At 53.2% G+C, this 24,247-nt stretch carries 24 protein-coding genes; 23 read left to right on the top strand and 1 reads right to left on the bottom strand.

Features of this window, described 5'->3' with window-relative positions; genetic code table 11:
- Positions 1 to 137: 137 nt before the first annotated feature.
- Positions 138 to 719, bottom strand: a complete 582-nt coding sequence (locus Q7T10_RS15890) for a phasin family protein (RefSeq protein ID WP_304750204.1) — start codon at positions 717 to 719, stop codon at positions 138 to 140.
- Between the two features lie 205 nt (positions 720 to 924).
- Between Q7T10_RS15890 and Q7T10_RS15885 the strand changes: the two genes are divergently transcribed.
- The 23 genes from Q7T10_RS15885 to Q7T10_RS15775 all read left to right on the top strand — a co-directional run bounded on the left by Q7T10_RS15885 (position 925) and on the right by Q7T10_RS15775 (position 24,202).
- Positions 925 to 2,922, top strand: coding sequence for an SDR family oxidoreductase (locus Q7T10_RS15885; protein WP_304750202.1), 1,998 nt, complete (start codon positions 925 to 927; stop codon positions 2,920 to 2,922).
- A gap of 79 nt (positions 2,923 to 3,001) precedes the next feature.
- A complete protein-coding gene (gene rfbB / locus Q7T10_RS15880; protein ID WP_304750200.1) occupies positions 3,002 to 4,072 on the top strand; it encodes a dTDP-glucose 4,6-dehydratase in 1,071 nt (356 codons plus the stop codon).
- 6 nt (positions 4,073 to 4,078) lie between these two features.
- A complete protein-coding gene (gene rfbD / locus Q7T10_RS15875) occupies positions 4,079 to 4,993 on the top strand; it encodes a dTDP-4-dehydrorhamnose reductase (protein WP_304750198.1) in 915 nt (304 codons plus the stop codon).
- Positions 4,994 to 5,009: 16 nt separating this feature from the next.
- Positions 5,010 to 5,897 (top strand): glucose-1-phosphate thymidylyltransferase RfbA, encoded by an 888-nt coding sequence (gene rfbA, locus Q7T10_RS15870; protein ID WP_304750196.1) that lies wholly within the window; start codon positions 5,010 to 5,012, stop codon positions 5,895 to 5,897.
- Between the two features lie 13 nt (positions 5,898 to 5,910).
- The gene (rfbC, locus tag Q7T10_RS15865) at positions 5,911 to 6,486 is read left to right on the top strand and encodes a dTDP-4-dehydrorhamnose 3,5-epimerase (protein WP_304750194.1); all 576 of its coding nucleotides are present in this window, start codon (positions 5,911 to 5,913) and stop codon (positions 6,484 to 6,486) included.
- A gap of 260 nt (positions 6,487 to 6,746) precedes the next feature.
- Complete coding sequence (locus Q7T10_RS15860) at positions 6,747 to 7,406, top strand: hypothetical protein (RefSeq protein WP_304750192.1); 660 nt, start codon at positions 6,747 to 6,749, stop codon at positions 7,404 to 7,406.
- An 828-nt stretch (positions 7,407 to 8,234) separates the two neighbouring features.
- The gene (locus tag Q7T10_RS15855; RefSeq protein WP_304750190.1) at positions 8,235 to 8,606 is read left to right on the top strand and encodes a MarR family EPS-associated transcriptional regulator; all 372 of its coding nucleotides are present in this window, start codon (positions 8,235 to 8,237) and stop codon (positions 8,604 to 8,606) included.
- Positions 8,599 to 8,721, top strand: a complete 123-nt coding sequence (locus tag Q7T10_RS15850; RefSeq protein ID WP_304750188.1) for a hypothetical protein — start codon at positions 8,599 to 8,601, stop codon at positions 8,719 to 8,721. The genes Q7T10_RS15855 and Q7T10_RS15850 overlap by 8 nt, the downstream gene beginning before the upstream one ends.
- A gap of 235 nt (positions 8,722 to 8,956) precedes the next feature.
- Complete coding sequence (locus tag Q7T10_RS15845) at positions 8,957 to 9,439, top strand: acyltransferase (protein ID WP_304750186.1); 483 nt, start codon at positions 8,957 to 8,959, stop codon at positions 9,437 to 9,439.
- Positions 9,436 to 9,852, top strand: coding sequence for an FdtA/QdtA family cupin domain-containing protein (locus Q7T10_RS15840; protein WP_304750183.1), 417 nt, complete (start codon positions 9,436 to 9,438; stop codon positions 9,850 to 9,852). Before Q7T10_RS15845 ends, Q7T10_RS15840 begins: the two co-directional genes overlap by 4 nt.
- On the top strand, positions 9,849 to 10,958 hold the full coding sequence (locus Q7T10_RS15835) for a DegT/DnrJ/EryC1/StrS aminotransferase family protein (RefSeq protein ID WP_304750182.1): 1,110 nt from the start codon (positions 9,849 to 9,851) through the stop codon (positions 10,956 to 10,958). Before Q7T10_RS15840 ends, Q7T10_RS15835 begins: the two co-directional genes overlap by 4 nt.
- 121 nt (positions 10,959 to 11,079) lie before the next feature.
- A complete protein-coding gene (locus Q7T10_RS15830; RefSeq protein WP_304750180.1) occupies positions 11,080 to 12,618 on the top strand; it encodes a lipopolysaccharide biosynthesis protein in 1,539 nt (512 codons plus the stop codon).
- 76 nt (positions 12,619 to 12,694) lie between these two features.
- Positions 12,695 to 13,534 carry a hypothetical protein gene (locus Q7T10_RS15825; RefSeq protein WP_304750178.1) on the top strand — a complete coding sequence of 280 codons (840 nt, stop codon included), beginning with the start codon at positions 12,695 to 12,697 and terminating at the stop codon, positions 13,532 to 13,534.
- Entirely contained in the window at positions 13,531 to 14,520 is a 990-nt protein-coding gene (locus tag Q7T10_RS15820) for a glycosyltransferase family A protein (protein ID WP_304750176.1), read from the top strand. The genes Q7T10_RS15825 and Q7T10_RS15820 overlap by 4 nt, the downstream gene beginning before the upstream one ends.
- 78 nt (positions 14,521 to 14,598) lie before the next feature.
- Complete coding sequence (locus Q7T10_RS15815; protein ID WP_304750174.1) at positions 14,599 to 15,936, top strand: hypothetical protein; 1,338 nt, start codon at positions 14,599 to 14,601, stop codon at positions 15,934 to 15,936.
- Positions 15,937 to 15,951: 15 nt separating this feature from the next.
- Positions 15,952 to 16,995, top strand: coding sequence for a polysaccharide biosynthesis protein (locus tag Q7T10_RS15810; protein WP_304750254.1), 1,044 nt, complete (start codon positions 15,952 to 15,954; stop codon positions 16,993 to 16,995).
- Between the two features lie 4 nt (positions 16,996 to 16,999).
- On the top strand, positions 17,000 to 18,127 hold the full coding sequence (locus tag Q7T10_RS15805; RefSeq protein WP_304750172.1) for a capsular polysaccharide biosynthesis protein CapF: 1,128 nt from the start codon (positions 17,000 to 17,002) through the stop codon (positions 18,125 to 18,127).
- A gap of 29 nt (positions 18,128 to 18,156) precedes the next feature.
- Positions 18,157 to 19,305, top strand: a complete 1,149-nt coding sequence (gene wecB, locus Q7T10_RS15800; RefSeq protein ID WP_304750170.1) for a non-hydrolyzing UDP-N-acetylglucosamine 2-epimerase — start codon at positions 18,157 to 18,159, stop codon at positions 19,303 to 19,305.
- An 11-nt stretch (positions 19,306 to 19,316) separates the two neighbouring features.
- Positions 19,317 to 20,570, top strand: coding sequence for a glycosyltransferase family 4 protein (locus tag Q7T10_RS15795; RefSeq protein ID WP_304750168.1), 1,254 nt, complete (start codon positions 19,317 to 19,319; stop codon positions 20,568 to 20,570).
- Positions 20,567 to 21,313 (top strand): NAD-dependent epimerase/dehydratase family protein, encoded by a 747-nt coding sequence (locus tag Q7T10_RS15790; protein WP_304750166.1) that lies wholly within the window; start codon positions 20,567 to 20,569, stop codon positions 21,311 to 21,313. Before Q7T10_RS15795 ends, Q7T10_RS15790 begins: the two co-directional genes overlap by 4 nt.
- Positions 21,310 to 21,870: a sugar transferase gene (locus Q7T10_RS15785; RefSeq protein ID WP_304750164.1), complete on the top strand. Its 561-nt coding sequence runs from the start codon at positions 21,310 to 21,312 to the stop codon at positions 21,868 to 21,870. The genes Q7T10_RS15790 and Q7T10_RS15785 overlap by 4 nt, the downstream gene beginning before the upstream one ends.
- Before the next feature lie 72 nt (positions 21,871 to 21,942).
- The gene (locus Q7T10_RS15780; RefSeq protein WP_304750161.1) at positions 21,943 to 22,308 is read left to right on the top strand and encodes an H-NS histone family protein; all 366 of its coding nucleotides are present in this window, start codon (positions 21,943 to 21,945) and stop codon (positions 22,306 to 22,308) included.
- A 19-nt stretch (positions 22,309 to 22,327) separates the two neighbouring features.
- Entirely contained in the window at positions 22,328 to 24,202 is a 1,875-nt protein-coding gene (locus tag Q7T10_RS15775) for a nucleoside-diphosphate sugar epimerase/dehydratase (protein WP_304750158.1), read from the top strand.
- Positions 24,203 to 24,247 lie beyond the last annotated feature (45 nt).

Here is a 24,247-nt window from a genome sequence, read left to right as displayed (position 1 = left end):
GAGATGAAAAGATATTGCGATGCAGCAATGACGGGAAACACAAAAAGCAGAAAAGGGCGCCTCAGCGCCCTTTGTGAAGGAGTCTTCCGCGTGTCCTGTGCCGGAAGCCTCATTGGTCGTCTCCAAGCAGCCTGCGGTCAGACCGGGGCAGCCTTGCGGGCCGCTGCGCGTTTAGTGGCGGGCTTGGCCACGCTGCTGGACGTTGCCTTGACCGCCGCTTTGACGACCCGTTTGGCAGTGGTCTTGACTGCTTTCCTGGTGGCCGCTTTGGGGGCAGTCTTCGATGCCACGTTAGAGGCAGCGCCTTTGGCCGACAGTTTTTGAACGCTCTTGTTCAGTTCCTCGATCCGGTCGATCAGGGCATTGACGTCCTTGGCGGATGGCACCCCCAGTTTGTTCAAGGCTTTTGCCACCCGCTCCTCGAAAATGCTCTCCAGCTTGTCCCACTGGCCGGATGCCTTGGATGAAATGTCGGTAGCCATGGTGGACATTTTGTTGGTGGCCTCCGAGATTTTTTCTTCGGCCACCGATTGTGTTTTACGCTGGAGGCTGACTCCTTCCTTGACCAGGGCCTCAAATGCCTTGCTGCCCTCTGCCTGGGCCTTGTTGAAGGCGCCCAAGCCCGCTTGCCAGATTTGCTGGGCAGAGTCTTTGACCGAACCCGTCAAGGGCACGCCGGACTTCTTCGATGCATTGGTTTTTTGCAGTTTTTTGACCATGGAAAACTCCAGATAAGTTGAACAATTCGCGCACTGATGCACAACGCAGCCAATGCATATCTTGTACTGTAAGGTGCGCTTGGGTCGCCGTGTAGGTGGGGCATCCTAATTTCCCAGGGGTTGGGCTTCAGTCAGGCGCGGGTTTACGCTGAATAGGCGGCGCCGCAATTTTGCGCAAGAATGCGCCATCTAACTGGAGTTTTTCATGCAGTATTTCGTTACCGGTGCCACCGGATTTATTGGCAAACGGCTCGTCAAAAAACTGCTTGAGCGCAAGGGCTCGGTGGTTTACTTCCTGATTCGCAAGGAGAGTGAAGGCAAAGTGGCGGATCTGCGGCAATACTGGGGTGCCAGCGCGGCGCGGGTGGTGCCGGTGTTTGGCGACCTCACCAGCAAGAAGCTCGGTGTATCTGCCGACAGCGTCAAGATGCTCAAGGGCCAGGTTGACCACTTCTACCACCTGGCAGCCGTCTATGACCTGGAAGCGGATGAGGCCAGCCAGATAGCCGTCAACATTGAAGGCACCCGCCACACGGTGGAGTTCGCCAAGGCCATCGACGCCGGGCATTTTCACCACGTGAGTTCCATTGCTGCCGCCGGCTTGTATGAGGGCGTGTTCCGCGAGGACATGTTTGAAGAGGCCGAGAACTACGAACACCCCTACTTCATGACCAAGCACGAGAGCGAAAAAATCGTGCGCAAGGAGTGCAAGGTACCCTGGTCGGTCTACCGCCCGGCCGCGGTGGTGGGGGACAGCACCACGGGTGAGATGGACAAGGTCGACGGCCCCTACTACTTCTTCAAATTGATCCAGCGCATGCGCCAGTTGCTGCCACCCTGGCTGCCCTCGATTGGACTGGAGGGCGGTCGCATCAATATTGTGCCGGTGGACTTTGTGGTTGACGCGCTGGACGCCATCAGCCACCAGGACGGCATTGCAAAAAAATGCTATCACCTGGTGGACCCGGTGGGCTACCGCGTGGGTGATGTGCTCGACATCTTCAGCCGCGCCGCGCATGCGCCGAAGATGAACCTGTTCGTCAACGCGGCTTTGCTCGGGTTTATTCCCCGCAGTGTCACCAAAGGCCTGATGGCGCTCGCGCCGGTGCGCCGGGTGCGCAACGCCATCATGAAAGACCTGGGCCTGCCGGAGGACATGCTGACCTTTATCAACTACCCAACGCGGTTTGACTGCCGTGAAACGCTCGCCGCGCTCAAGGGGACCGGCGTGGCCTGCCCCAACCTGAAAGACTACGCCTGGCGGCTGTGGGATTACTGGGAGCGTCATCTCGACCCCGATCTGCACATCGACCGCTCGCTGCGCGGTACCGTGGCGGGCAAAGTGGTGCTGGTCACTGGCGGCTCATCGGGCATCGGCCTGGCAGCCGCGCACAAGTTTGCCGAGGCGGGTGCCATTACCCTCATTTGCGGGCGCGACGTCGACAAGCTCGAAGAAGCCTGCAAGGAGGCCAAGGCCAGGGGCTACAGTTTTGTGGCCTATCCGGCGGATATTGCCGAAATGGCGGACTGCGACCGTTTTGTGAAGCAGCTGATCGATGACCATGGGGGTGTGGATTTCCTGATCAACAACGCCGGTCGTTCCATCCGGCGCGCCATTGAGTCTAGCTACGACCGCTTCCACGACTATGAACGCACCATGCAGCTCAACTATTTTGGCTCTCTAAGAGTGACCATGGGTGTGCTGCCCGGCATGGTGGCCAAGAAAAAAGGCCACGTGGTCAATATCAGCTCGATCGGCGTGCTCACCAACGCGCCGCGTTTCAGCGCCTATGTTGCCTCCAAGGCCGCGTTGGACGCCTGGACGCGCTGTGCCTCAAGCGAGTTCGCCGATCAGGGGATATCGTTCACCACCATCAACATGCCGCTGGTGCGCACCCCCATGATTGCGCCCACCGGGCTGTACAACAACGTGCCCACGCTGTCGCCGGAAGAAGCCGCCGACATGATCGCCCAAGCCTGCATTTTCAAGCCGGTGCGCATTGCCACGCGTCTGGGGATCACCGGGCAGTTGTTGCACGCCGTGCTGCCGCGTGTTGCGCAAATTGCCATGAATACCAGCTTTCGCATGTTTCCGGACTCCGGCGCTGCCAAGGGTGCCAAGCCGGGCGATAAACCGGTCAAGCAACACCTGTCGCCCGAGGCGATTGCCATGCAGCAGATGATGCGGGGGATTCATTTCTGAGCCAGGCATGCCAGCGGCGATAATCAAAGGGCGCTTCATGCGCCCTTTGTTATGAAGGCGGATCCACAGGGGGGAAACAATGATTCTGGTAACTGGTGGCGCGGGGTTTATCGGCGCCAATTTTGTGCTCGACTGGCTGGCCCAATCGGATGAGCCGGTGCTCAACCTGGACAAACTGACCTACGCCGGCAATCTGGAGAATCTGGCCTCATTGCAGGGTGATGCCCGCCATGTGTTTGTGCAGGGCGATATTGGTGACGCAGCCCTGGTTGCCCAATTGCTGGAGCAGCATCAGCCGCGAGCCGTGCTGAACTTCGCGGCGGAAAGCCACGTCGACCGCTCCATTCACGGGCCTGAAGACTTCATCCAGACCAATGTCGTCGGCACCATGCGGCTGCTGCAAAGTGTCCGAGCCTACTGGCAAGGCCTGGCTGAGGCGCCGCGTGCGGCATTTCGCTTCCTTCATGTGTCCACCGACGAGGTGTACGGCAGTCTCGCGCCCGCCGAAGCGGCCTTTACCGAAATCCACAAGTTGGAGCCCAATAGTCCCTACTCCGCCAGCAAGGCCGCCAGCGACCATCTGGTGCGCGCCTGGCACCATACCTATGGCCTGCCGGTGCTCACCACCAACTGCAGCAACAACTACGGGCCATTGCACTTCCCGGAAAAACTGATTCCGCTCCTCATCGTCAATGCTCTGGCGGGCAAGCCCTTGCCGGTCTACGGTGACGGCCTGCAGGTGCGCGACTGGCTCTACGTCAAGGACCACTGCAGTGCCATTCGCCGAGTGCTGGAGGCGGGCCGTGTCGGTGAGATCTACAACGTGGGCGGTTGGAACGAAAAGCCCAACATCGAGATCGTGCACACGGTCTGCGCCCTGCTCGACGAACTGCGGCCCAATGGTGACGGCACCCACTACAAAACACAGATCAATTATGTGCAGGACCGCCCCGGCCACGACCGGCGCTACGCCATCGATGCCAGCAAGATCGAGCGCGAACTCGGCTGGAAGCCGGCGGAAACCTTCGAGACCGGCATCCGCAAGACTGTGCAGTGGTACCTGGCCAACCCCGACTGGGTGGCTCATGTGCAAAGTGGGGCCTACCGCGAGTGGGTGCAGACGCAGTATTCGGGCCATGAGACCCCCTGATCTGTCATGAAGATCCTCTTGTTCGGCAAAAACGGGCAGGTCGGCTGGGAATTGCAGCGCAGCCTGGCGCCTTTGGGTGAGCTCATCGCGCTCGATCGCCATAGCGCAGACCGCTGCGGCGACTTGGGCAACCTGCAGGGCCTGGCTGCCACGGTGCAAGAGGTGCGGCCCGACGTCATCGTCAATGCTGCCGCCTATACCGCGGTGGACAAAGCCGAGAGCGAGCCTGAATTGGCGCGTACCGTCAACGCCCTGGCGCCCGGTGTGCTGGCGCAAGAGGCGGCCAGGCTTGACGCCTGGTTGGTGCACTACAGCACCGACTACGTCTTTGACGGCAGTGGCACCGGTCCCTGGACCGAGGCCGATACCCCGGCGCCGCTCAATGTCTATGGCCAATCCAAACTGGAGGGCGAGCAACTGATCCAGGCGGTTGGCCCGCAGCACCTGATCTTGCGCACCAGTTGGGTCTATGCTGCGCGCGGCGGCAACTTCGCCAAAACCATGTTGCGGTTGGCGCAGGAGCGCGATCGCCTGACCGTGATCGACGACCAGTTTGGCGCACCAACGGGCGCTGAGTTGTTGGCCGATGTGACGGCCCACGCCATCCGCCATCTGCTGCAACATCCCGAAGACGCCGGGCTGTACCATCTGGCCGCCGGCGGTGAAACCAGCTGGTTTGGGTATGCAAACTACGTGCTAGCCCAAGTGGAATATGCGCAAATAGCTATAAAAGATGTAGCAAACCAACTGCCACTACTGAAAACCCGTGTCGCCACCCCCATCCCCACCAGCGCCTATCCCACCCCCGCCCGTCGCCCCCTCAACTCGCGGCTGGACACGGCGCGACTGGTGAAGACCTTTGATCTGGTCATGCCCCCTTGGCAACAAGGCGTAGCCCGTATGCTGACAGAAACACAATAACCCGGAAAGATACAACATGACCCAACGCAAAGGCATCATCCTGGCCGGTGGCTCCGGCACCCGCCTGCACCCGGCCACCCTGGCCATGAGCAAGCAGCTGCTGCCGGTGTACGACAAGCCCATGATTTACTACCCCTTGAGTACGCTCATGCTCGCGGGCATACGCGACATTCTGGTCATCAGCACGCCGCAAGACACGCCCCGTTTTCAACAGTTGCTGGGCGACGGTTCGCAATGGGGGCTGAACTTGCAATACGCTGTGCAGCCCAGCCCGGATGGCTTGGCGCAGGCGTTCCTCATTGGTGAGAAATTCCTGGATGGCGCCCCCAGTGCGTTGGTGTTGGGCGACAACATTTTTTACGGGCATGAATTTTCTGCTTTGCTGGCTGGTGCTGACGCAAAAATCCACGGTGCCACTGTGTTTGCCTACCACGTACAAGACCCCGATCGCTATGGCGTTGTGGCGTTTGACGCCGAAGGGCGTGCGAGCAGCATCGAGGAAAAGCCAGCCAAGCCAAAAAGCAACTATGCCGTCACCGGCCTGTACTTCTATGACGACCAGGTGGTGGACATTGCCAAGGCCGTCAAGCCCAGCCCCCGAGGCGAGTTGGAGATCACGGCTGTCAACCAGGCTTACCTGGATCAAAACCTGCTCAATGTGCAAATCATGCAGCGTGGCTATGCCTGGCTCGATACCGGCACGCACGACAGCTTGCTGGAAGCTAGTCAGTTCATTGCCACCTTGGAGCATCGCCAGGGTTTGAAAATCGCGTGTCCGGAAGAAATCGCGTGGCGGAGCGGTTTTATTGACAGCGCCCAGCTGGAGACGCTGGCATATCCACTAGCGAAAAGTGGTTACGGTCAATATCTGCATCGACTATTGGCCGAGAAGCGCGCTTCGTGAGGCGCGACGTTGCATGAGATTTACCCCCACAGCCATCCCGGAGGTGCTGACCATCGAGCCCCAAGTGTTCGCAGATGAGCGCGGGTTTTTCTACGAAAGCTTCAACCAACGGGAATTTGACCAAGCCGTGGGCTTGAATCTACCGTTTGTCCAGGACAACCACAGTCACTCGGTGCGTGGCGTGCTGCGTGGCCTGCATTACCAGATACAGCAACCACAGGGCAAGCTGGTGCGGGTGGTGCGCGGCGCCATATTTGACGTGGCGGTGGATATTCGCCAAGGCTCGGCCACCTTTGGCCAGTGGGTGGGCAATGTGCTGACTGAATACAACCACCTCATGAGCTGGATACCCGCTGGCTTCGCACACGGCTTTTTGGTCACGAGCGAGTCCGCCGACGTACTCTACAAAACTACGGCCTATTACGCGCCGCAGTTCGAATGCTGCATCGCCTGGGATGACCCTGCCCTGGCCATTGCGTGGCCTTTGGCAGGCAATTCCCCACTACTCTCGACCAAGGACCAGTCAGGTGTACTGCTGGCGAACGCGCTGATGTCTGCGGGGGCGAGCAGAAGTTCTTCTGGGGGATAATGTCGCGTTAAGGGAATGGTAGAAGAATGGAAATAGATACCGAAGAAAATGAAGTCAGCCTGCTTGACTTGTTGCTTGTCGTCGCCGAAAACTTGAAGCTTTTGATCTTGGGGCCTGTAGTGGTTGGGCTATTGGCTTTGGCAATTGGCTATGCCTTGCCGCAGAGCTTTATCAGTCAGGCTATCCTGGCATTGCCAACACCAATACCAACTCCAACACAGGCGCCAACGCCAACGCCAACGCCAACGCAGGCGGCCGCGATGATGGTTTCTCCTGTGGTGCTGGACCCTGTTATTGGGTCGCTGAAACTTTTCGCCGGCCGTCCGATTGATGTGGCGCGTACGGGGCTTGCCAAGCAGATCAAGGCCGTCGTGGGCAAAGATGGGCTGTTGCGTCTCGACGTGACCGCCAACTCGCCGCTTGAGGCGCAAACACTAGCCAACGCGGTCATCGGCACCTGGCTCAAGAGCACGGTGCCGGGCGATCAGGATCGCGCCGATCTGGAAAAGCGGCTGGCTTATGCCAAGGTGACCCTGGCGTCGGTGAGTCGTTTGTTGGACCGCCTGACTACAGAGGGGCTGGCCAATCTGAACCAGCCGCTCACGCGAGGCGAGGCTGGCACCAGTCTCGTGGCGGTGGGTGAGTTGCAGGCGCGGTATTTTGCCGAGGTGTTGACTATCCCGCGAACGCTACAGGGTTTGTCGGGTGATGTTGTCAAGCAATCGCCTACCTTGCCTACTGAACCTGTTGCCCCAAAAAAGAGTCTGATCGCCGTCATGGCTGCATTTGGCAGTGGCTTTGCGCTGCTGCTGTGGGTGTTCCTGCGCCACGCCTGGAAGAGTGTGGCGCAAGACCCGCAGGCGGCTGAGAAGCAAGCCAAACTGCGCGCTGCCATAGGACTCAAAAGTCGGATGCAGTAAGGTCGCGGCTGGCAGCTGCCAGCTGCCAGCTGCCAGCGCCAGCGCCAGTCAGTGATCTTCGTCCGTGGTGTTTTGATGATTTAGAACCAATGCATCAAAACATCTGGCGAAATGAAATGCGTGCCACCATTGATATTGACGATGACGTGCTACTCGCTGCGAAAGACATGGCTTGACGTGAGTGCCTGACACTTGGGCAGGTCATTTTGCGTCTTGCGCGACTGGCACTGACGGCGCGCGTCGATCAACAGCCGTCTGCCCTTACGGTGGGTGGGTTCAGGCCGTTGCCGGCGCGTGGGGTATTGGTCAGTAACGACCAGGTCAATGCCCTGCGTGAAACCGAAGGCGTTTGATTGTCTCGCTGCTGGATGCCGGCCACATGCACCATGCTATCGCCATGCGGTGGTTAAGTGTGACCACCTGGATGAGAGTCGGGAGTCGTACCTACTCACCCAGAATGGGTGCATACGAATCCTGTCGCCAATCGCTTACCCAACAGTGCGCCCGCAGCGGAGGTGGTGGTCCCTCTGGCTGAAGCCACCAAGCACCCGGCTCATCATTTTGGCCAGACGCCGTCAACCCGCTAAGCCCAGGCTTGATGGCGTTGAGCAAATTGCTCACTGGCCGCCACATCACAGATGCCTACTTACTGGCGCTTGCGGTGACAAACCGTGGCGTGTCTGTCACGCTGGATCAGGGCAATCCGTTGGCAGTTGTACAAGGCGCACAGACCAACCCCTGGGGTGCTCAAAACCCAAAACCAATAGCCCGGTAGATACAGGGGTGCGGGCTCTCCCATCAAGGCGTGTTAATATGCGCGTTCATCAAGTGAACACTGCCGAATTCCCCTCCCTTCAAGAAGAAAACCACCTCAAGGTCTTGCGCCTTTTGGAGGCCGATCCGCACCTGAGCCAGCGCGAGCTGGCCGATGCGCTGGGCGTGAGCTTGGGCAAGACTAACTATTGCCTCAAGGCTTTGCTGGGCAAGGGTTACATCAAGATGCAGAGTTTTAGGAAAAGCCAGAACAAGCTGGCCTATGCTTACCTGCTCACTCCCATGGGCATCACTGAAAAAACCGGCCTCAGGGTTCGTTTTCTGGCGCGCAAGTTGGCAGAGTACGAAAGCCTCACGCTGGAGATCGAAGCGCTGAAGTCTGAAATGGGCAAAGCCCAAAGCAAACCGGCCCCCATTCATGACTAACACAAGAATCACCGCCATTATTTTTTACTGCGGCTCGGGCACCCGGCTGCGGCCGCTGTCGCGCAAGCCGATGGATAGCCGCTTGAATGCATTGGGATGGGAGGCCACCCCATGAAGCTTGCCGCCATCCAATCCCTCATCGCTGCAGACGAATCGCAAACGCTGGAATTCAAAACCTCATTTGGCAATGCGCAGGCAGGACGACATGCGGGCATTTGTCCAACGAGTTGGTTTTGTATCGTCAGCACACGGACAACATCATCGATTTTCAAACAAACATGCTATCCGAGCTAGAAGCCTGTACTTAATTCACGATAGTCACCTTCTTCACACCAATTCAAAGTTGTTTCATGTCCCCACCATTTATTCATGGGTTGTCCGATGTCCAGTCCACCACCATTGGCGAAAATACACGCGTCTGGCAATTCGTTGTCGTGCTTCCCGGGGCAGAAATTGGCCGTGACTGCAACATCTGTTCGCATTGCCTGATTGAGAACGACGTCGTCATTGGCGACCGCGTCACGGTCAAGAGCGGCGTTCAGTTATGGGACGGTTTGCGTGTGGAAGACGATGTTTTTATTGGCCCCAACGTGACGTTTACAAATGACAAGCATCCCAAGAGCAGAAACGTAAACTTCGGGCTGGTCGGCACATGTATCGGAGCAGGGGCCAGCATCGGCGGTGGAGCTACGTTGCTGCCGGGCGTGCATATTGGCGCAGGCGCCATTGTGGGTGCCGGTGCCGTGGTAACCAAGGACGTGGCCCCTGGCGCCATGGTTGTGGGTAATCCAGCCCGGGAAATCAACCGGAAAAGCCCAATGGAAATCAAATGAAATTTAATATTGACCTCTGCCAAATAATTGAACTCCCAAAAATCTCGGACCCCCGTGGGAGCTTGACCTTTGTCGAAGGCGGCAACCAGATCCCCTTTGACATCCAGCGCGTTTATTACCTGTACGACGTTCCGGGCGGTGCAGAGCGTGGCGGTCATGCTCACAAAGGGCTGCACCAGCTCATCATTGCCATGTCGGGCAGCTTCGATGTGGTGTTGGATGATGGCGTTAACAAAAAGCGCGTGCACCTCAGTCGCTCATACAACGGCCTGTATGTCTGCCCCATGATTTGGCGCGAGTTGGACAACTTTTCATCTGGTTCCGTCTGTATGGTGCTGGCCTCGAATAAATACGACGAAGAAGATTACTACCGCAACTACTCGGAATTCATGCATGGGCGGGATCAACTATGAACATTCCATTTCTAGACTTGGGGGCTGCGTACCGCGAGCTGCAAGCTGACATTGACGCAGCAGTTGCCCGAACACTGGCATCTGGTCATTACATCGGTGGACCGGAAGTCGAAGCGTTTGAAAACGAATTCGCTACCTACTGCGGGGCAACCCACGCGGTTGGCGTTGCCAACGGCCTAGACGCCCTGCATCTGGCCCTGCGCGCCATGGACGTAGGGCCGGGTGACGAAGTCATCGTGCCCAGCAACACCTACATCGCCACCTGGCTGGCCGTGAGCCAGTGTGGCGCCACACCAGTGCCGGTGGAGCCCGATGCGTGCACTTACAACATCGACCCGGCCCGCATCGAGGCGGCCATCACGCCCCGCACTAGAGTCATCTCGCCCGTGCATCTGTACGGCCAGCCGGCTGACATGGATGCCATCTTGGCCATCGCACGCAAGCACGGTCTGCGCGTGTTGGAGGACGGAGCGCAGGCGCACGGTGCACGCTACAAAGGCAAGCGCCTGGGCGCGCATGGCGACGTGGTAGCTTGGAGTTTTTACCCTGGCAAAAACCTCGGTGCCATGGGCGACGGTGGTGCGGTGACCACTAACGATGTGCAGCTGGCTGACCGTATCCAAGTGCTACGTAACTATGGCTCACGCGTTAAATATGTGAATGAGGTCCAGGGCTACAACAGCCGGTTGGACCCACTGCAAGCCGCTATCCTGCGCGTGAAACTGGCGCACCTGGACGAATGGAACGCCCGCCGAAGTGCTATTGCTGCGGGTTACCGGCTGGGCTTGACTGGTTCCGGCCTGATCCTGCCCTTTGTGCCCGACTGGGCCGAACCCGCCTGGCACCTGTACGTGGTGCAACACCCCCAACGGGAGGCATTGCAGAAGAAGCTGACCGAAGCAGGGATTGGCACATTAATTCATTACCCCATTCCGCCGCATCTCCAGTCTGCATACGCCGCTCTGGCATATGAGCAGGGCAGCTTTCCGATATCGGAGAATATCCATAGGGATGTACTGAGCCTACCCATTGGTCCGTCGTTGAGCTTGAGCGATGCTGAGCAAGTGATCCAGGCCGTGCGATCTTCAGTCGTTGCACTCAGTTAGTCCTTCATTTTTTCAATGAAGACGAACGCCGATAGCGATGCAATCAAGACTTTGTGAAAAGTACCGTATTGAATGGTCAAGAATTCATTATCTCCTTATTGAATAAAACCAAGGTAAGTTTGTGACCTATAAAAACAATGAAAGTCTAATTAACATTAGACTTAATACAATAACCAACTATATTGGACAAGGTTACACGATCGCTGTAGCGATCATCATTACGCCCTTCTATCTGCAATATCTTGGAGCAGAAGCTTACGGGTTAGTTGGTTTTTTCATGGTGATGCAGAATTGGTTGAACTTACTTGACATGGGTTTGAGTACTACATTAGGTAGGCAAGTTGCTTATGCCAGAGGTCAAGTTAATGGATTTAAAAAACTTCATAATTTATTAAGAGGTTTCGAGTTCATATTTTTTGTTTTGACTTTAGGAATTGTGATCGGCATCTATTTCGGCAGTAATTGGTTGGCGCAAAGTTGGATAAAGGCTGTCATATTAAGCTCCGAAGATATATCATACTGCATCAGTATTATGGGGCTAATAATTGGGCTTAGATTTTTCTCTACAATATATCGCAGTGGCATCAATGGATTTGAGGATCAAATCTGGATTAATAAGGCCGGAGTCGCTATCAATAGCTTGAAATACATTGGTTCTTTTTTTATATTGGTATATATCTCAAGTGATATCCGGCGCTTCTTTGAGTATCAGTTTGTAATTGGCATATTGGAAGCAGCACTGCTTGGCAGGCGGTTTTATTACAACCTGCCCCCATCTGATATCTCGATAACATGGCTTAAGATTGACTGGAGTATCTTTAAGGAAATAATTCCTTTTACGTTAAGCATAACCTACACATCTGCTATTTTAATAACAATCACCCAATTCGATAAATTGCTTCTGTCGGGTTCTTTGTCGTTGGAGGAGTTTGGATATTTTAGTTTGATTACGTTAATAACAGGTGCTGTAATAAGCCTATCCACTCCTGTATTTTTGGCTTTTCTTCCAAGAATGACAATGCTGGTTTCTAAACGCAATCTGAAAGAGATGATTTCTGTATACGTCAATATGACACAGATAGTGACGTGGGTCACATTTTCATCGGCAGTGTTGATTAGCATTTACTCTCAAGAAATTCTTTATTCTCTTACTGGAGATAAAAAGGCATTTGTTTGGGGGCATGAAATACTTTTTTGGTATGCATTAGGGTCTGGCATTTTTGTATTGGGAACTTTCCAGTACTATTTACAGAATGCATTCGGCACACTTAGGTTGTATGTAATTGGCTCGACATTGTCACTTGTGATACAGCTTCCACTAATATATTTTGTAACGATGAAATATGGCGCACTTGGGGCCGGTCAGCTTTGGTTTGTATTCAGTGCAATTTGGTTTTTAGGATGGACTGCGGTTGTCCATAGGAAGCTTGTCCCCGGCTTTCACTTGAAATGGTTGACCAAAGATCTATTTCCGATACTATTTTGTATAGGTGTGCTGTCATATTTGATGAAGAAAGTGATTTATATTGATATGAGTGAGCCCAGAATACTGGTGACAGTAAAAACAGCAATTGTTGGCATTGTCTTTCTTGCTATCACTTCTACATGCGTTCGGTCAATTAGAAATAAAGTATTTGGAAAATCAGGGAAAAAATATTGACTGAAGCAGGACCGCCCCTATCTACGCCGCTGCTGTTGACGGAGGGCGTACCCTTCTTCCTAAATGAAACAGTGGCATGATAGATAATATTATCGTAGTTAATACATGTGATGCATACGAAGATGTTTGGGAATTATTTTTTTGTGCATTCCAAGAACACTGGCCTGAATGCAAATATAAAGTAGTTCTAAATACAGAGCGAAAACAAAAAATTCCAAATAACATCGATGTACAAATCCACAATTTCAATTCAAAAAATGGTAAAGATATATGGGGATTGAGGCTTAAGCAAACATTAAGTGCATGTGAATCCAAATTCGTGCTAATGCTTTATGATGATTTTATTTTGGAAGGCCGTGTTGATCAAGAAAAGATAAGTAATTGCATAAAATGGCTTAATGACAATCCCGATATTGCTGTTTTCTATTTCTCCAACATCCCAGTAAATGAAAATTTCAATGATAATCGTTTTGAAGGTTTTGAGTTAATACCAAGAAGAGGTGACTATAAATTAAACTCGGCGCCGGCTATTTGGCGGCGAGAAAAGTTATTGGAATTTATAGAAGATAACGACAATCCATGGGCGTGGGAATTTTTCGGTAGCTATCGTACCTATAACAGCACAGACTTGTTTTATTGCGCAAGAAAAGAGCACGAAGATATCTACCCTTATAACTACGCTATGGGTGGCGCCATCTACAGAGGGAAGTGGGTTGGCAAAGTTATTTTGCCCTTGGTACAAAAATACAATTTGCAAGTTGACATAAATAAACGTGGTCTAGCGGATGATCTTCAGCAAATTAACAAAAGATCACTATTGTGGAAAATGCAATTTTTTCTACTTGGTTTTAAAATGATAAGGTTCGGCGTATTTTTATACATTTATAGAATTATAAAGAAGAAATTCAGCGCATGACTATTATTAATAATTTTACATTTGTCGTTCTTACTTATAATCATTCAAATTATATTCTGGAGCATTTGGAGAGCATAAAATATCTTATTGATAATTACGGCAATGGCATTGCTGTTGACATTATTGTTGCAGATGATGCTTCACGCGACGATACAGTCGCATTGACTAAATTTTGGGTTGAAAAAAATTCATATTTATTTAGACGAATAACAGTATTATCCGATGGCACAAACAGAGGAACATGTAAGAACTTAACCCTTGCGCTTGAAAATCTCGCCACTGATTACTGTAAGCTTACTGCGGGTGATGATGTTTACTCCTATGAAAATTTATTTTTCGAGGCCAAAAAAATATATGGCAATCACATTCTTTCCGGCTTACCACTTAATTTGATCAATGGCACTATTGTCGACACGCAATTTGATCTATTTAATTTATTTGCCACAAATATCATTTATAAAAATTCTCCATACCTGGTGAGGTTGCAAAGAATTAATTTCTTCAACAGTCCTAGTATTTTTTATACAGCATCTGCTTTATTAAATAAAGACATAATTAACTTCGTCAATCAATATTCAGTAACTGAAGATTATCCTTTGCAAATAAAAATGGCTGAAATATATAAACCGCTAAAATTTGTTCAAGTGGAAAAGATTTTTGTTTACTATAGAAGAACGGCGAATTCAACATACCTCGTAAAAAACTCTCAATTCAACCGGGATAAGGTTGATATTTTTAATTACCTAATTAAATCTGAGTCAAATATTTTCGGGAAGCTACTTTTGCGCAACAGATTGTTTTGTTACAACTTGGGAAATAGGTATTTGAAGAAGGCGTTTAACTTAAGTTTTTATTTGTATGGATTCGGTGTCCTGAAGAACATTATTTTTATATTGAACAAGGTCAAGAAATTCGATAAACAATTAGATAAACACCAAAGTCACTATGATCTCATGGCGTTGAACGCAAGAAATTACAATATTTAATCTTTTTTGAGATCTGTAGATTTGTTGCCATGGAGTTCGACGGTCGACAGTCTGTTTTGAAATTGATTTGAAATTATCATGAATAATAGTATTAAATATTTAGGCCCCATAATTCTTGCGGAAATTTATCTAATATCTACTTTATTGATTTTTAGTTTTGGTCCAATTGAATATCATTTGGATGATCCGCTAGCTTTCTGGTTCTACATTGTCTTGTACCACATCAGCATGGTTCTAGGTTACGTTCTTGCTGCGATACCTTTTAAAAATAGGATTAAATCTGATAATAAGTTTAAGGAGTCAAGCTCCTTAAAAATTAGAGTTCTGATTTTGGCTGCATTCCTCGCTTTTTTAATTGGGCATAAAAATATTACGATGTCCGATAGCCTTATTCCGGTTGATTTTATTTCGGATATAACGACAGGCTTGCTTAAAAGTGAGGAGCAATACATTTTAAAGATTGAGCGCTTGGAGGGCTATTCTGGCAGTAAATTGTTAAATATATTCAATTTTTTTATAGCCTTTACAAAGATAATATTGATTCCAGTTGTAATTTTTTATTGGGAGAAGCTTACAATTGTCGATAGAGTCGTCGCACTGACGGTAACTTTTTTGCCTGTCTTGTCGGGAATTTCTACAGGAACAAATAAACCGCTATTTGATTTTGTAATTCTCTATGGATCTTCGCTTATTCTTTATTTTGTCGCTTGTTTTTATAATGAGGGAAGATTTAATTTCAAGAGCAGAAGATTTTTCATTGTGATTATTTTTATGTTTTTTGGTGCGGCTCTTTGGTTCTTTGGTACGGCGATGCTGGGTCGAGGGGGTGACCCAAGTTATGTTGAGTCAACTTCCCCACTTGGACATATAAAATTAGATTATGCATATCGAAATATGGACGAAGAATCCTTTTTGTCTTATGTTTACGTTTGGCTTTCCAATTATATTGTGCAGGGCTATTATGGATTTTCTCAATCGCTTAATGTGGATTTTACTAGTACGCTTGGCTTTGGGAATTCTCAGTTCTTAACAAGGCAGATTGAATGGGCGACTGGATATGATCTTTCACAATATACTTATCAGCATAAAATAGATGCGGTTTGGGGTGAGACGGCACAGTGGCACTCACTTTACAGTCATATTGCAAATGACGTTCATTTTCTTGGTGTTGCGGTATGGAACTTCATAATGGGCTTCTATCTTGCAAAACTATGGAGAAGTCTTTTAGATGAAAATAACTTGTATTCCAAATTTTTGCTGCCTTTGTTTGCCGTATTTATTATATTTACGCCTGCAAATAATCAAGTTTTCGGGTATCTGGAAACTTTCTCGGCCTTCTTTTTTATGACATTGCTTTGGTTTGGTAGTGTTTATGGGCGAAGACTTTTCGGAAGAAGAGCCTTTTCAAGAAACTGAGATGTGGAGGTGTTTGTGTTTAATGGAAAGAAATTGTTGATTACTGGTGGAACAGGCTCTTTTGGTAATGCTGTTCTTAAGCGATTCTTGGATACAGATATCGATGAGATTCGAATTTTCAGTCGGGATGAAAAAAAGCAAGACGACATGCGTAAGCGCTACAACAGTGCCAAGCTCCAGTTCTATATTGGCGATGTGCGAGATGCGCGCAGCGTAGCCGGGGCCATGCGGGGGGTCGACCATGTATTTCACGCAGCCGCACTCAAACAAGTGCCCTCCTGTGAATTCCACCCCATGCAGGCGGTGCGTACCAATGTGCTAGGTACCGAGAATGTCCTGGAGGCGGCGGTCAGTGCTGGTGTCAAGCGTGTCGTATGCCTTAGTACGGACAAGGCGGTTTATCCGATCAACGCAATGGGTATCAGCAAGGCGATGATGGAGAAGGTCATGGTCGCGGCTAGCCGCAACCTGGAAGGCACAAACACAGTCATTTGCGGTACGCGCTATGGCAACGTGATGGCGTCGCGCGGCTCGGTGATTCCTCTGTTTGTAGAGCAAGTGCTGGCGGGCACGCCCATTACCGTGACTGACCCGACCATGACCCGTTTCATGATGACGCTTGACGATGCGGTGGAACTGGTTCTGTATGCGTTTGAGCACGGCAACAACGGCGACATTTTTGTGCAAAAGGCGCCGGCGGCTACGGTGGAGGTGCTGACCCAGGCCGTGCTGGCGCTGATGGGCAAGCCTGACCATGAAGTACGCAATATCGGCACCCGCCATGGCGAAAAGCTGTATGAAGCGCTGTTGAGTCGCGAGGAAATGGCTTGCGCTGAAGACCGTGGCGACTATTTTCGCGTGCCGCCGGATGGGCGCGATTTGAATTACGCCAAATTTGTGGAGCAAGGCGAGGCTCGTCTGACGCAAAGTTCCCATAGCGAGGAGTACCACTCCCACAACACCACCCGGCTGGATGTGGAGGGCATGAAGGCATTGCTGCTGAAGCTGGACTTCATGCAGCGCATTGCAAGCGGCGAGCACGTTTTGGCAGAGGACTAAATCGATGAAAGTGCTGATCACCGGGGCCAATGGCTTCGTTGGCAAAAACCTGCAGTTGCACCTGGCCGAGCGCAAGGACGTGCAAGTGGTGTGCTTTACCCGGAACGATGACGCGACCCAATTGCCCGCATTGCTGGGGGGCGTGGACTTTGTGTTTCACTTGGCTGGCGTCAACCGTCCTCAGGATCCGCGGGAGTTTGTGTCGGGCAACGTGGATTTGACGCAGGCGATGTGCCAGGCGGTCGGCGCGGTGGCTGAGGCGACAGGTAAGTCGGTACCCATCGTTTACACATCCTCCGCCCAAGCGGGGCGCGATAACCCCTATGGCCAGAGCAAGCGCGGAGCCGAGGACGCGTTGCAGGCAGCCGCGCATAGCCACCAGCTGCCTGTACACATCTTCAGGCTGCCCAATGTGTTCGGAAAATGGTGCAAGCCCAACTACAATTCAGCAGTGGCCACGTTTTGCCACAACATTGCGCGCGGCCTACCGATCCAGGTTAACGATCCGGCCGCGCCGGTCAAGCTGGTGTATGTGGATGATGTGGTTGAGCGCTTTGTGCAACTGATGGATGGCGCTAATGCAGCCGTGGATGCCGATGGCTTTGCCACTGTGGAGCCGCAGTACACCACTACGGTGGGCGAACTGGCGCGGCAGATTCAGGCCTTCAAGGACAGCCGCGACACGCTGATGACCGAGCGTGTGGGCACAGGGCTGGTGCGGGCGCTGTATGCCACCTACGTGAGCTATCTGCCGGTGGAGTCATTCACCTACACTGTGCCGCAGCATGGCGACCCGCGTGGCGTGTTTGTGGAAATGCTCAAGACGCCCGACGCCGGGCAGTTTTCATACTTCACGGCGCACCCGGGCATTACTCGGGGCGGCCATTACCACCACAGCAAGACCGAGAAGTTTCTGGTGATCAAGGGGCAGGGGCGCTTCAAGTTTCGCCACATGCAGACCGGCCAGGAGCATGCGCTGGTGACCTGCGGCGACAAGCCCGAGATTGTGGAAACCGTGCCCGGTTGGACACACGACATTACCAATATCGGCACCGACGAGATGATCGTCATGCTTTGGGCCAACGAGGTGTTTGACCGTGCTCGGCCCGACACCTTTACCTGCCCGCTTTAAGCTGGTGCGGCTACCTACCTTCCAGAAATATGAAAAAACTCAAAGTCATGTCCGTGGTTGGCACGCGGCCCGAAATCATTCGACTGTCACGGGTGCTGGCGCGGTTGGATGAACATTGCGACCATGTGCTTGTACATACCGGCCAGAATTACGACTACGAACTGAACCAGGTGTTCTTTGATGATCTCGGTGTTCGCAAGCCGGATCATTTTTTGAACAGTGCAGAAGGCAGCACTGGCGCTGCCCACACCATTGGCAACCTCATCATCGGGGTGGACCAGGTGCTGGCCGAGGTGCAGCCTGAAGCCATGCTGGTATTGGGAGATACCAACAGTTGCCTGTCGGTGATTCCTGCCAAGCGACGCAAGATTCCCATCTTCCACATGGAGGCGGGCAATCGCTGTTTTGACCAGCGTGTACCCGAGGAAACCAACCGCCGCATCGTGGACCATACCGCTGATGTGAATCTTACCTACAGCACCATCGCCCGCGAATACCTGCTGCGCGAAGGCTTGCCACCTGATCTGGTCATCAAGACTGGCAGCCCAATGTTTGAGGTGCTGACGCACTATCGGCCTCGTATTGAGGCGTCCGACGTGCTGAATCGGTTGGAATTGCAGGCGGGTGCCTACTTTGTTGTCAGTGCGCACCGCGAAGAAAACATAGATTCGCCGCAGACGTTTGCCAAGCTGGTGGAGGTGCTGAACGCAGTGGCCGAAGATCACAATCTGCCGGTGATCGTGTCCACTCACCCGCGTACCCAAAAGCGCATTGATGCCACGGGCTCGCGCTTTCACCCGCAGGTACGGTTGCTCAAGCCACTCGGTTTTCATGATTACGTGAAGCTGCAACTCGCGGCTCGCGCGGTGCTGTCAGACAGCGGCACCATCAACGAAGAGTCGTCGATCCTGAACTTTCCGGCGCTTAACCTGCGCGAGGCGCACGAGCGCCCCGAGGGCATGGAAGAAGCCGCTGTGATGATGGTAGGGCTGGAGGTGGAGCGCGTACGCCAGGGGCTTGCCATTCTGGCCAAACAGCCGCGCGGAGACGATCGGACGGACCCGCACGGCATCCGCCAAGTGGGTGACTACAGTATGCCGAATGTGTCGGACAAGGTGCTGCGGATCATCCACAGCTACACCGACTACGTGAACCGTGTGGTCTGGAAGAAATACTGAGCGAAAGATTCATGCGTTTGCTTGTCGTTTCGCAGTATTTTTGGCCTGAGAACTTCAGGATCAATGATTTGGTCGCTGAGTTGGTTCGGCGCGGCCACCATGTGACGGTTCTGACTGGTCTTCCGAACTATCCAGACGGCAAGGTTTTTGAGAAATTCCTCTCGGATCCTGCCCGTTATTCACATTACGAAGGCGCCGAAGTCATTCGAGTACCGCTGATACCAAGGGGTCAAGGTGGACTACGCTTGATGTTGAATTACCTGACCTTTGCAGTCAGTGCATCGGTCGTGGGCCTTTGGAAATTGCGCGGCCGTCAGTTCGATGTGATCTTTGCTTATCAACTATCACCTGTCACGGTGGGCATCCCTGCTGCCCTGATGCGTGCTGTCAAGCGAGTGCCCCTGGCATTTTGGGTGCTCGATTTGTGGCCGGAGACCTTGCAGGCTCTTGGCGTTGTGCGCTCCTCTGCGCTCTTACAGGCGGTTGGAAAACTCGTGGCCTTCATCTACAAGCGCTGCGACTTGATTCTGACGCAGTCGAAAAGTTTCATCCCGCTGATTCAGCAGTATGCCGGTAAAAGCAGTCGTGTTGCATATTTTCCGAGTTGGGCTGAATCGGTTTTTGACATGCAACATACCGTTGCGGCAGACGAGGTGCCATTGAAGACCGGGAGTTTCAATGTGATGTTTGCCGGGAACATTGGCGATGCCCAGGATTTCCCTGCGATTTTGGCGGCGACAGAAAGCTTGAAGTCACACGCACATATTCGGTGGCTGATCGTTGGCGATGGGCGGATGGCGCGTTGGGTTGCCGATGAAATCAAGCGCCGTAACTTGCAGAATTGCGTTCTTATGTTGGGGCGGCATCCAGTAGAGCGGATGCCTTCGTTTTTCAAGCATGCCAATGCCTTATTGGTCAGCTTAAAGGACGAGCCTATTTTTTCCATGACGATTCCGGGCAAGCTTCAGTCGTATCTGGCGGCCGGCATCCCTGTCGTGGCCATGTTGAATGGCGAAGGCGCGGAGGTGGTGAAAACCTCTAATGCGGGCCTGGCATGTGCCGCTGGAGATCATCTTGGTTTAGCAGCTGCTGTACTCAAGCTTTCTGAAATGAGCAATCAAGAACGGGAAGCAATGGGTAGAAACGGGTTGAATGTAAGTGCTCGTGAATTTGATCGCGATACATTGATCGACCGGCTTGAGGGATGGCTTGAGAAACTGAAGGTTGAGGGGCTATCGCCTTCGGTATCCCGGGGGGAGTCATGATTCTGGCTATGGGGATTGCGGGTGCCGTTTGGGTCGTCAAACTGATCCACGAAGAAGTTGAAACGTGCGCCTGCGGTCGTCGCGGCGAGGTGCCGATGCCAAATGGCGTCCGCACTGTGCACGTGATGGATGACACCGCTATAGATTCCTTGGCTGAATTTCGTCGTATCAATGTTCATGGGACACTGGATTTGGCGCGACAGGCTGCAGCAGCCCGCGTGCTGCGATTTGTCTTCATCAGCTCCATCAAGGTCAACGGCGAAGCCACGAAGTTGGAAATGCCTTTTTCTGCGGATGACATTCCGGTGCCACTTGATCCCTACGAAGTGTCCAAGATAGAGGCTGAGCAAGGTTTGCGCGAAATTGCCGCACAAACCGGCATGAAGGTGGGCGTCATCGGCCCACCCTTGGTGTATGTCCCCGGCGTCAAGGCCAACGTTGCGGCCCACATGCGCGCCGTGCAGCTTGGCTGGTCCTTGTCGTTGGGGGCGCTGCATAAGACTACCGAGTTGGTGCTGGGCCTGGCGCGTGCGGCAAGGGTGCCAGAACGCTTGGTCCCCGTGGCTGTGTGGGTTTTACGGGTGGGGGGGGCGTCCCTGCTGGGCAAAAGCGACGCGGTGCAGCGACTGTGCGGCGATCTGCAGGTGGATATTTCCAAGGCGCGCAGCCTGTTGGGCTGGTTGCCTCCCATTTCGGTGGACGAGGGCTTGCGTGGGGCAGTAGTAGGAATGCAAAAACCATGAAAAGAGCATTTGACCTATTGCTGGCGGCCTTGGCGGGTATTCCCCTGCTGATACCTGTATTACTGGTTGGGATATTGGTGCGCTTGACCTCCAGAGGTCCAATCCTGTATTGGTCCGACCGGGTGGGGCGCGACAACAAGATTTTCAAAATGCCCAAGTTCCGTAGCATGCAGGTAGGCACGCCCGCCGTTGCCACTCATCTATTGAGCGATCCCGACAGGTACCTCACGCCCATTGGCAGTTTTTTGCGCAAGAGCAGCCTGGATGAATTGCCCCAGTTATGGAGCATTATCAAAGGGGACATGAGCTTTGTCGGTCCCCGGCCGGCTCTGTTCAATCAGCACGATTTGATTGAATTGCGCACCAGCAGCGGGGTCCACAAGCTGCTGCCTGGCCTGACTGGTTGGGCTCAGATCAATGGCCGTGATGAACTGCCGATTCCACAAAAGGTGGCGCTGGATATTGAATACTTGCAAAATAAATCCCTCTTTCTGGACACCAAAATCATATTTTTGACCGGTTTGAAGGTGTTGCGAAGAGATAATGTGACTCATTAAAATAATTAAAATTCAATCTGCAAAGAATGCAGTTTGCTCAGGGGTTCTATTTTCAATAATAAGGTGTTTGGCATGAGTAATTTGATCGAGATTCAAAGTCAGATTGAGAAGCTGCAGAAGCAGGCCAGCGAAATCAAGGCCAGGGAATTTGATAAAACCGTGCAGGATATTCTTGCCAAAATGCAGGCATTTGGCATTTCTTTGAAAGATTTGCAGCCCGGCAAGGCGCGCGGAGCAAAGGGCAGGTCCAAAACAGCCGCGGCGAAAAGCGCAGACACCAAAGTCAAAAAGAAAGCCGAGAAGGGCGCCGCGGTCGTGGCTGCAAAATACCGGGGCCCCAATGGCGAAACATGGAGTGGCCGTGGCTTGACGCCGCGTTGGCTGGTGGCGCTGGTAGCACAAGGAAGAACAAAAGAAGAATTCGCTATCAAAAACTGATGTGAATCAAGGGAGTTAAATGCAAGAAAGGGTTTTGGCTTGGCCGCGTGCCGCAAAGCGGCTGGTGGTCGTCGCGCTGGATGTGGTTCTTGCGTTGGTTGCCACCTGGATCGCCTTCACGTTCAGGCTGGATGCACTGCATTGGCCCACCGGCGCGCAGTGGTGGGTGTACGGGTTGGCGCCCTTGCTGTCGGTGCCAATATTCATTCGATTTGGCTTGTATCGGGCGATTTTTCGCTACACCGGCCAGGCCGCTCTGGTCGCGACGGCGCAGGCGATTGCCGTTTATGCGGTTTTGCTATCGACCGTGTTGTTGTGGCAAAGATGGCCGGGTGTACCTCGGAGTCTGGGCGTTTCGCAGCCATTGATATTCCTGTTGCTGGTCGGCACCAGCCGGGCGTCAGCCCGATTCTGGCTCGCCCACATGGGCAGCGTTCGCCAAAAGGTTGAAGGGCGCTTGCTGATCTTCGGTGCTGGCACCTCAGGTGTGCAAACAGCTTCCGCTCTGCGCGTTTCGGGACAGTTTTCGCTGCTGGGTTTTGTGGACGACGACCCGACCAAAGTAGGGCGCAGTATCAATGGCATACCGGTGTTTGCGCCGGCAGAGGTGCCCGATGTGGTCGCTCGGCAAGGCGTGACGGACATTTTGTTGGCGTTGCCCAGCGCTTCCAGAGAGCGCCGTAACAACATCATTGACAGTTTGCGCGCGCTGCCGGTTCATATTCGAACGCTGCCTGGCCTGGCTGATCTGGCCAGTGGCCGTGTCACGGTGCAGGATTTCCGCGAACTGGATGTAGATGATTTGCTGGGCCGCGACCCCGTGCCACCCGATGCCGAGCTGCTGGCGCGGGACTTGGCCGGACAGGTCGTGATGGTGACGGGGGCGGGGGGCAGCATTGGTGGGGAGTTGACGCGCCAAATCGTATTGCAGGGTCCGCGCCAGCTGCTCTTGCTGGACCACAATGAATTCGGGCTGTACAGCATTCACCAGGAACTGCAAGGCATCTGCACGGCCAGCGGCCTCGCCGTCGAGCTGGTGCCGCTGCTGGGCAGTGTCGCCAACTATGCGCGCCTGCTTGCGGTTTGCGAGACGTATCGCCCGGCCACGGTCTACCATGCCGCCGCCTATAAACACGTGCCCATGGTTGAGGACAACGCGGGTGAGGGGGTCGCCAACAACGTGTTCGGCACGCTGAACATGGCCCGCGCGGCAGTGGAGAGTTCGGTCAAGCGCTTTGTGCTGGTGTCGACCGATAAGGCAGTGCGGCCGACCAATGTGATGGGCGCTACCAAGCGCATGGCCGAGCTGGTGCTGCAGGCGCTGGCGGCCGACGCAACGCCAACCTGCTTCACGATGGTGCGCTTTGGCAATGTGCTGGATTCCAGTGGCAGTGTGGTGCCGCTGTTTCGCCGGCAACTGGCCGCTGGCGGACCGCTCACCGTGACACACGCCGACGTCACCCGCTATTTCATGACCATTCCGGAGGCGGCGCAGTTGGTGCTGCAGGCGGGCGCCATGGCCGTGGGCGGAGACGTGTTTGTTCTGGACATGGGTGAGCCGGTGAAGATCATGGATCTGGCGCGGCGCATGGTGCAACTCTCTGGCCTGACGGTACGGGACGGTGAGTGCCCGAATGGCGATATCGAGATTGCGATCACGGGTCTGCGTCCGGGTGAAAAACTGTATGAGGAATTGTTGATTGGTGACAACCCCGAGTTGACGGTGCATCCCCGCATCATGAAGGCCCACGAGCCTTTCGTACCATGGGCGCTATTGAGCGAAGAGTTGACGACGCTCAAAGCGGCTGCCGCGCTGGACGATGTCGCCGCGATCAAGGCGTTTCTGCAGCAGCACGTGCACGGCTATCAGCCCGGCGAATTCCCATCGGTGTGACTTTGTTTTGACTCGCCCGTGTGGGCGCAGAACATGCGGCACAAT

The sequence above is a fragment of the Rhodoferax sp. genome (genome assembly GCF_030646845.1).
GTDB lineage: Bacteria > Pseudomonadota > Gammaproteobacteria > Burkholderiales > Burkholderiaceae_C > Rhodoferax.
This window is presented reverse-complemented; position numbering and strand designations above follow the sequence as displayed.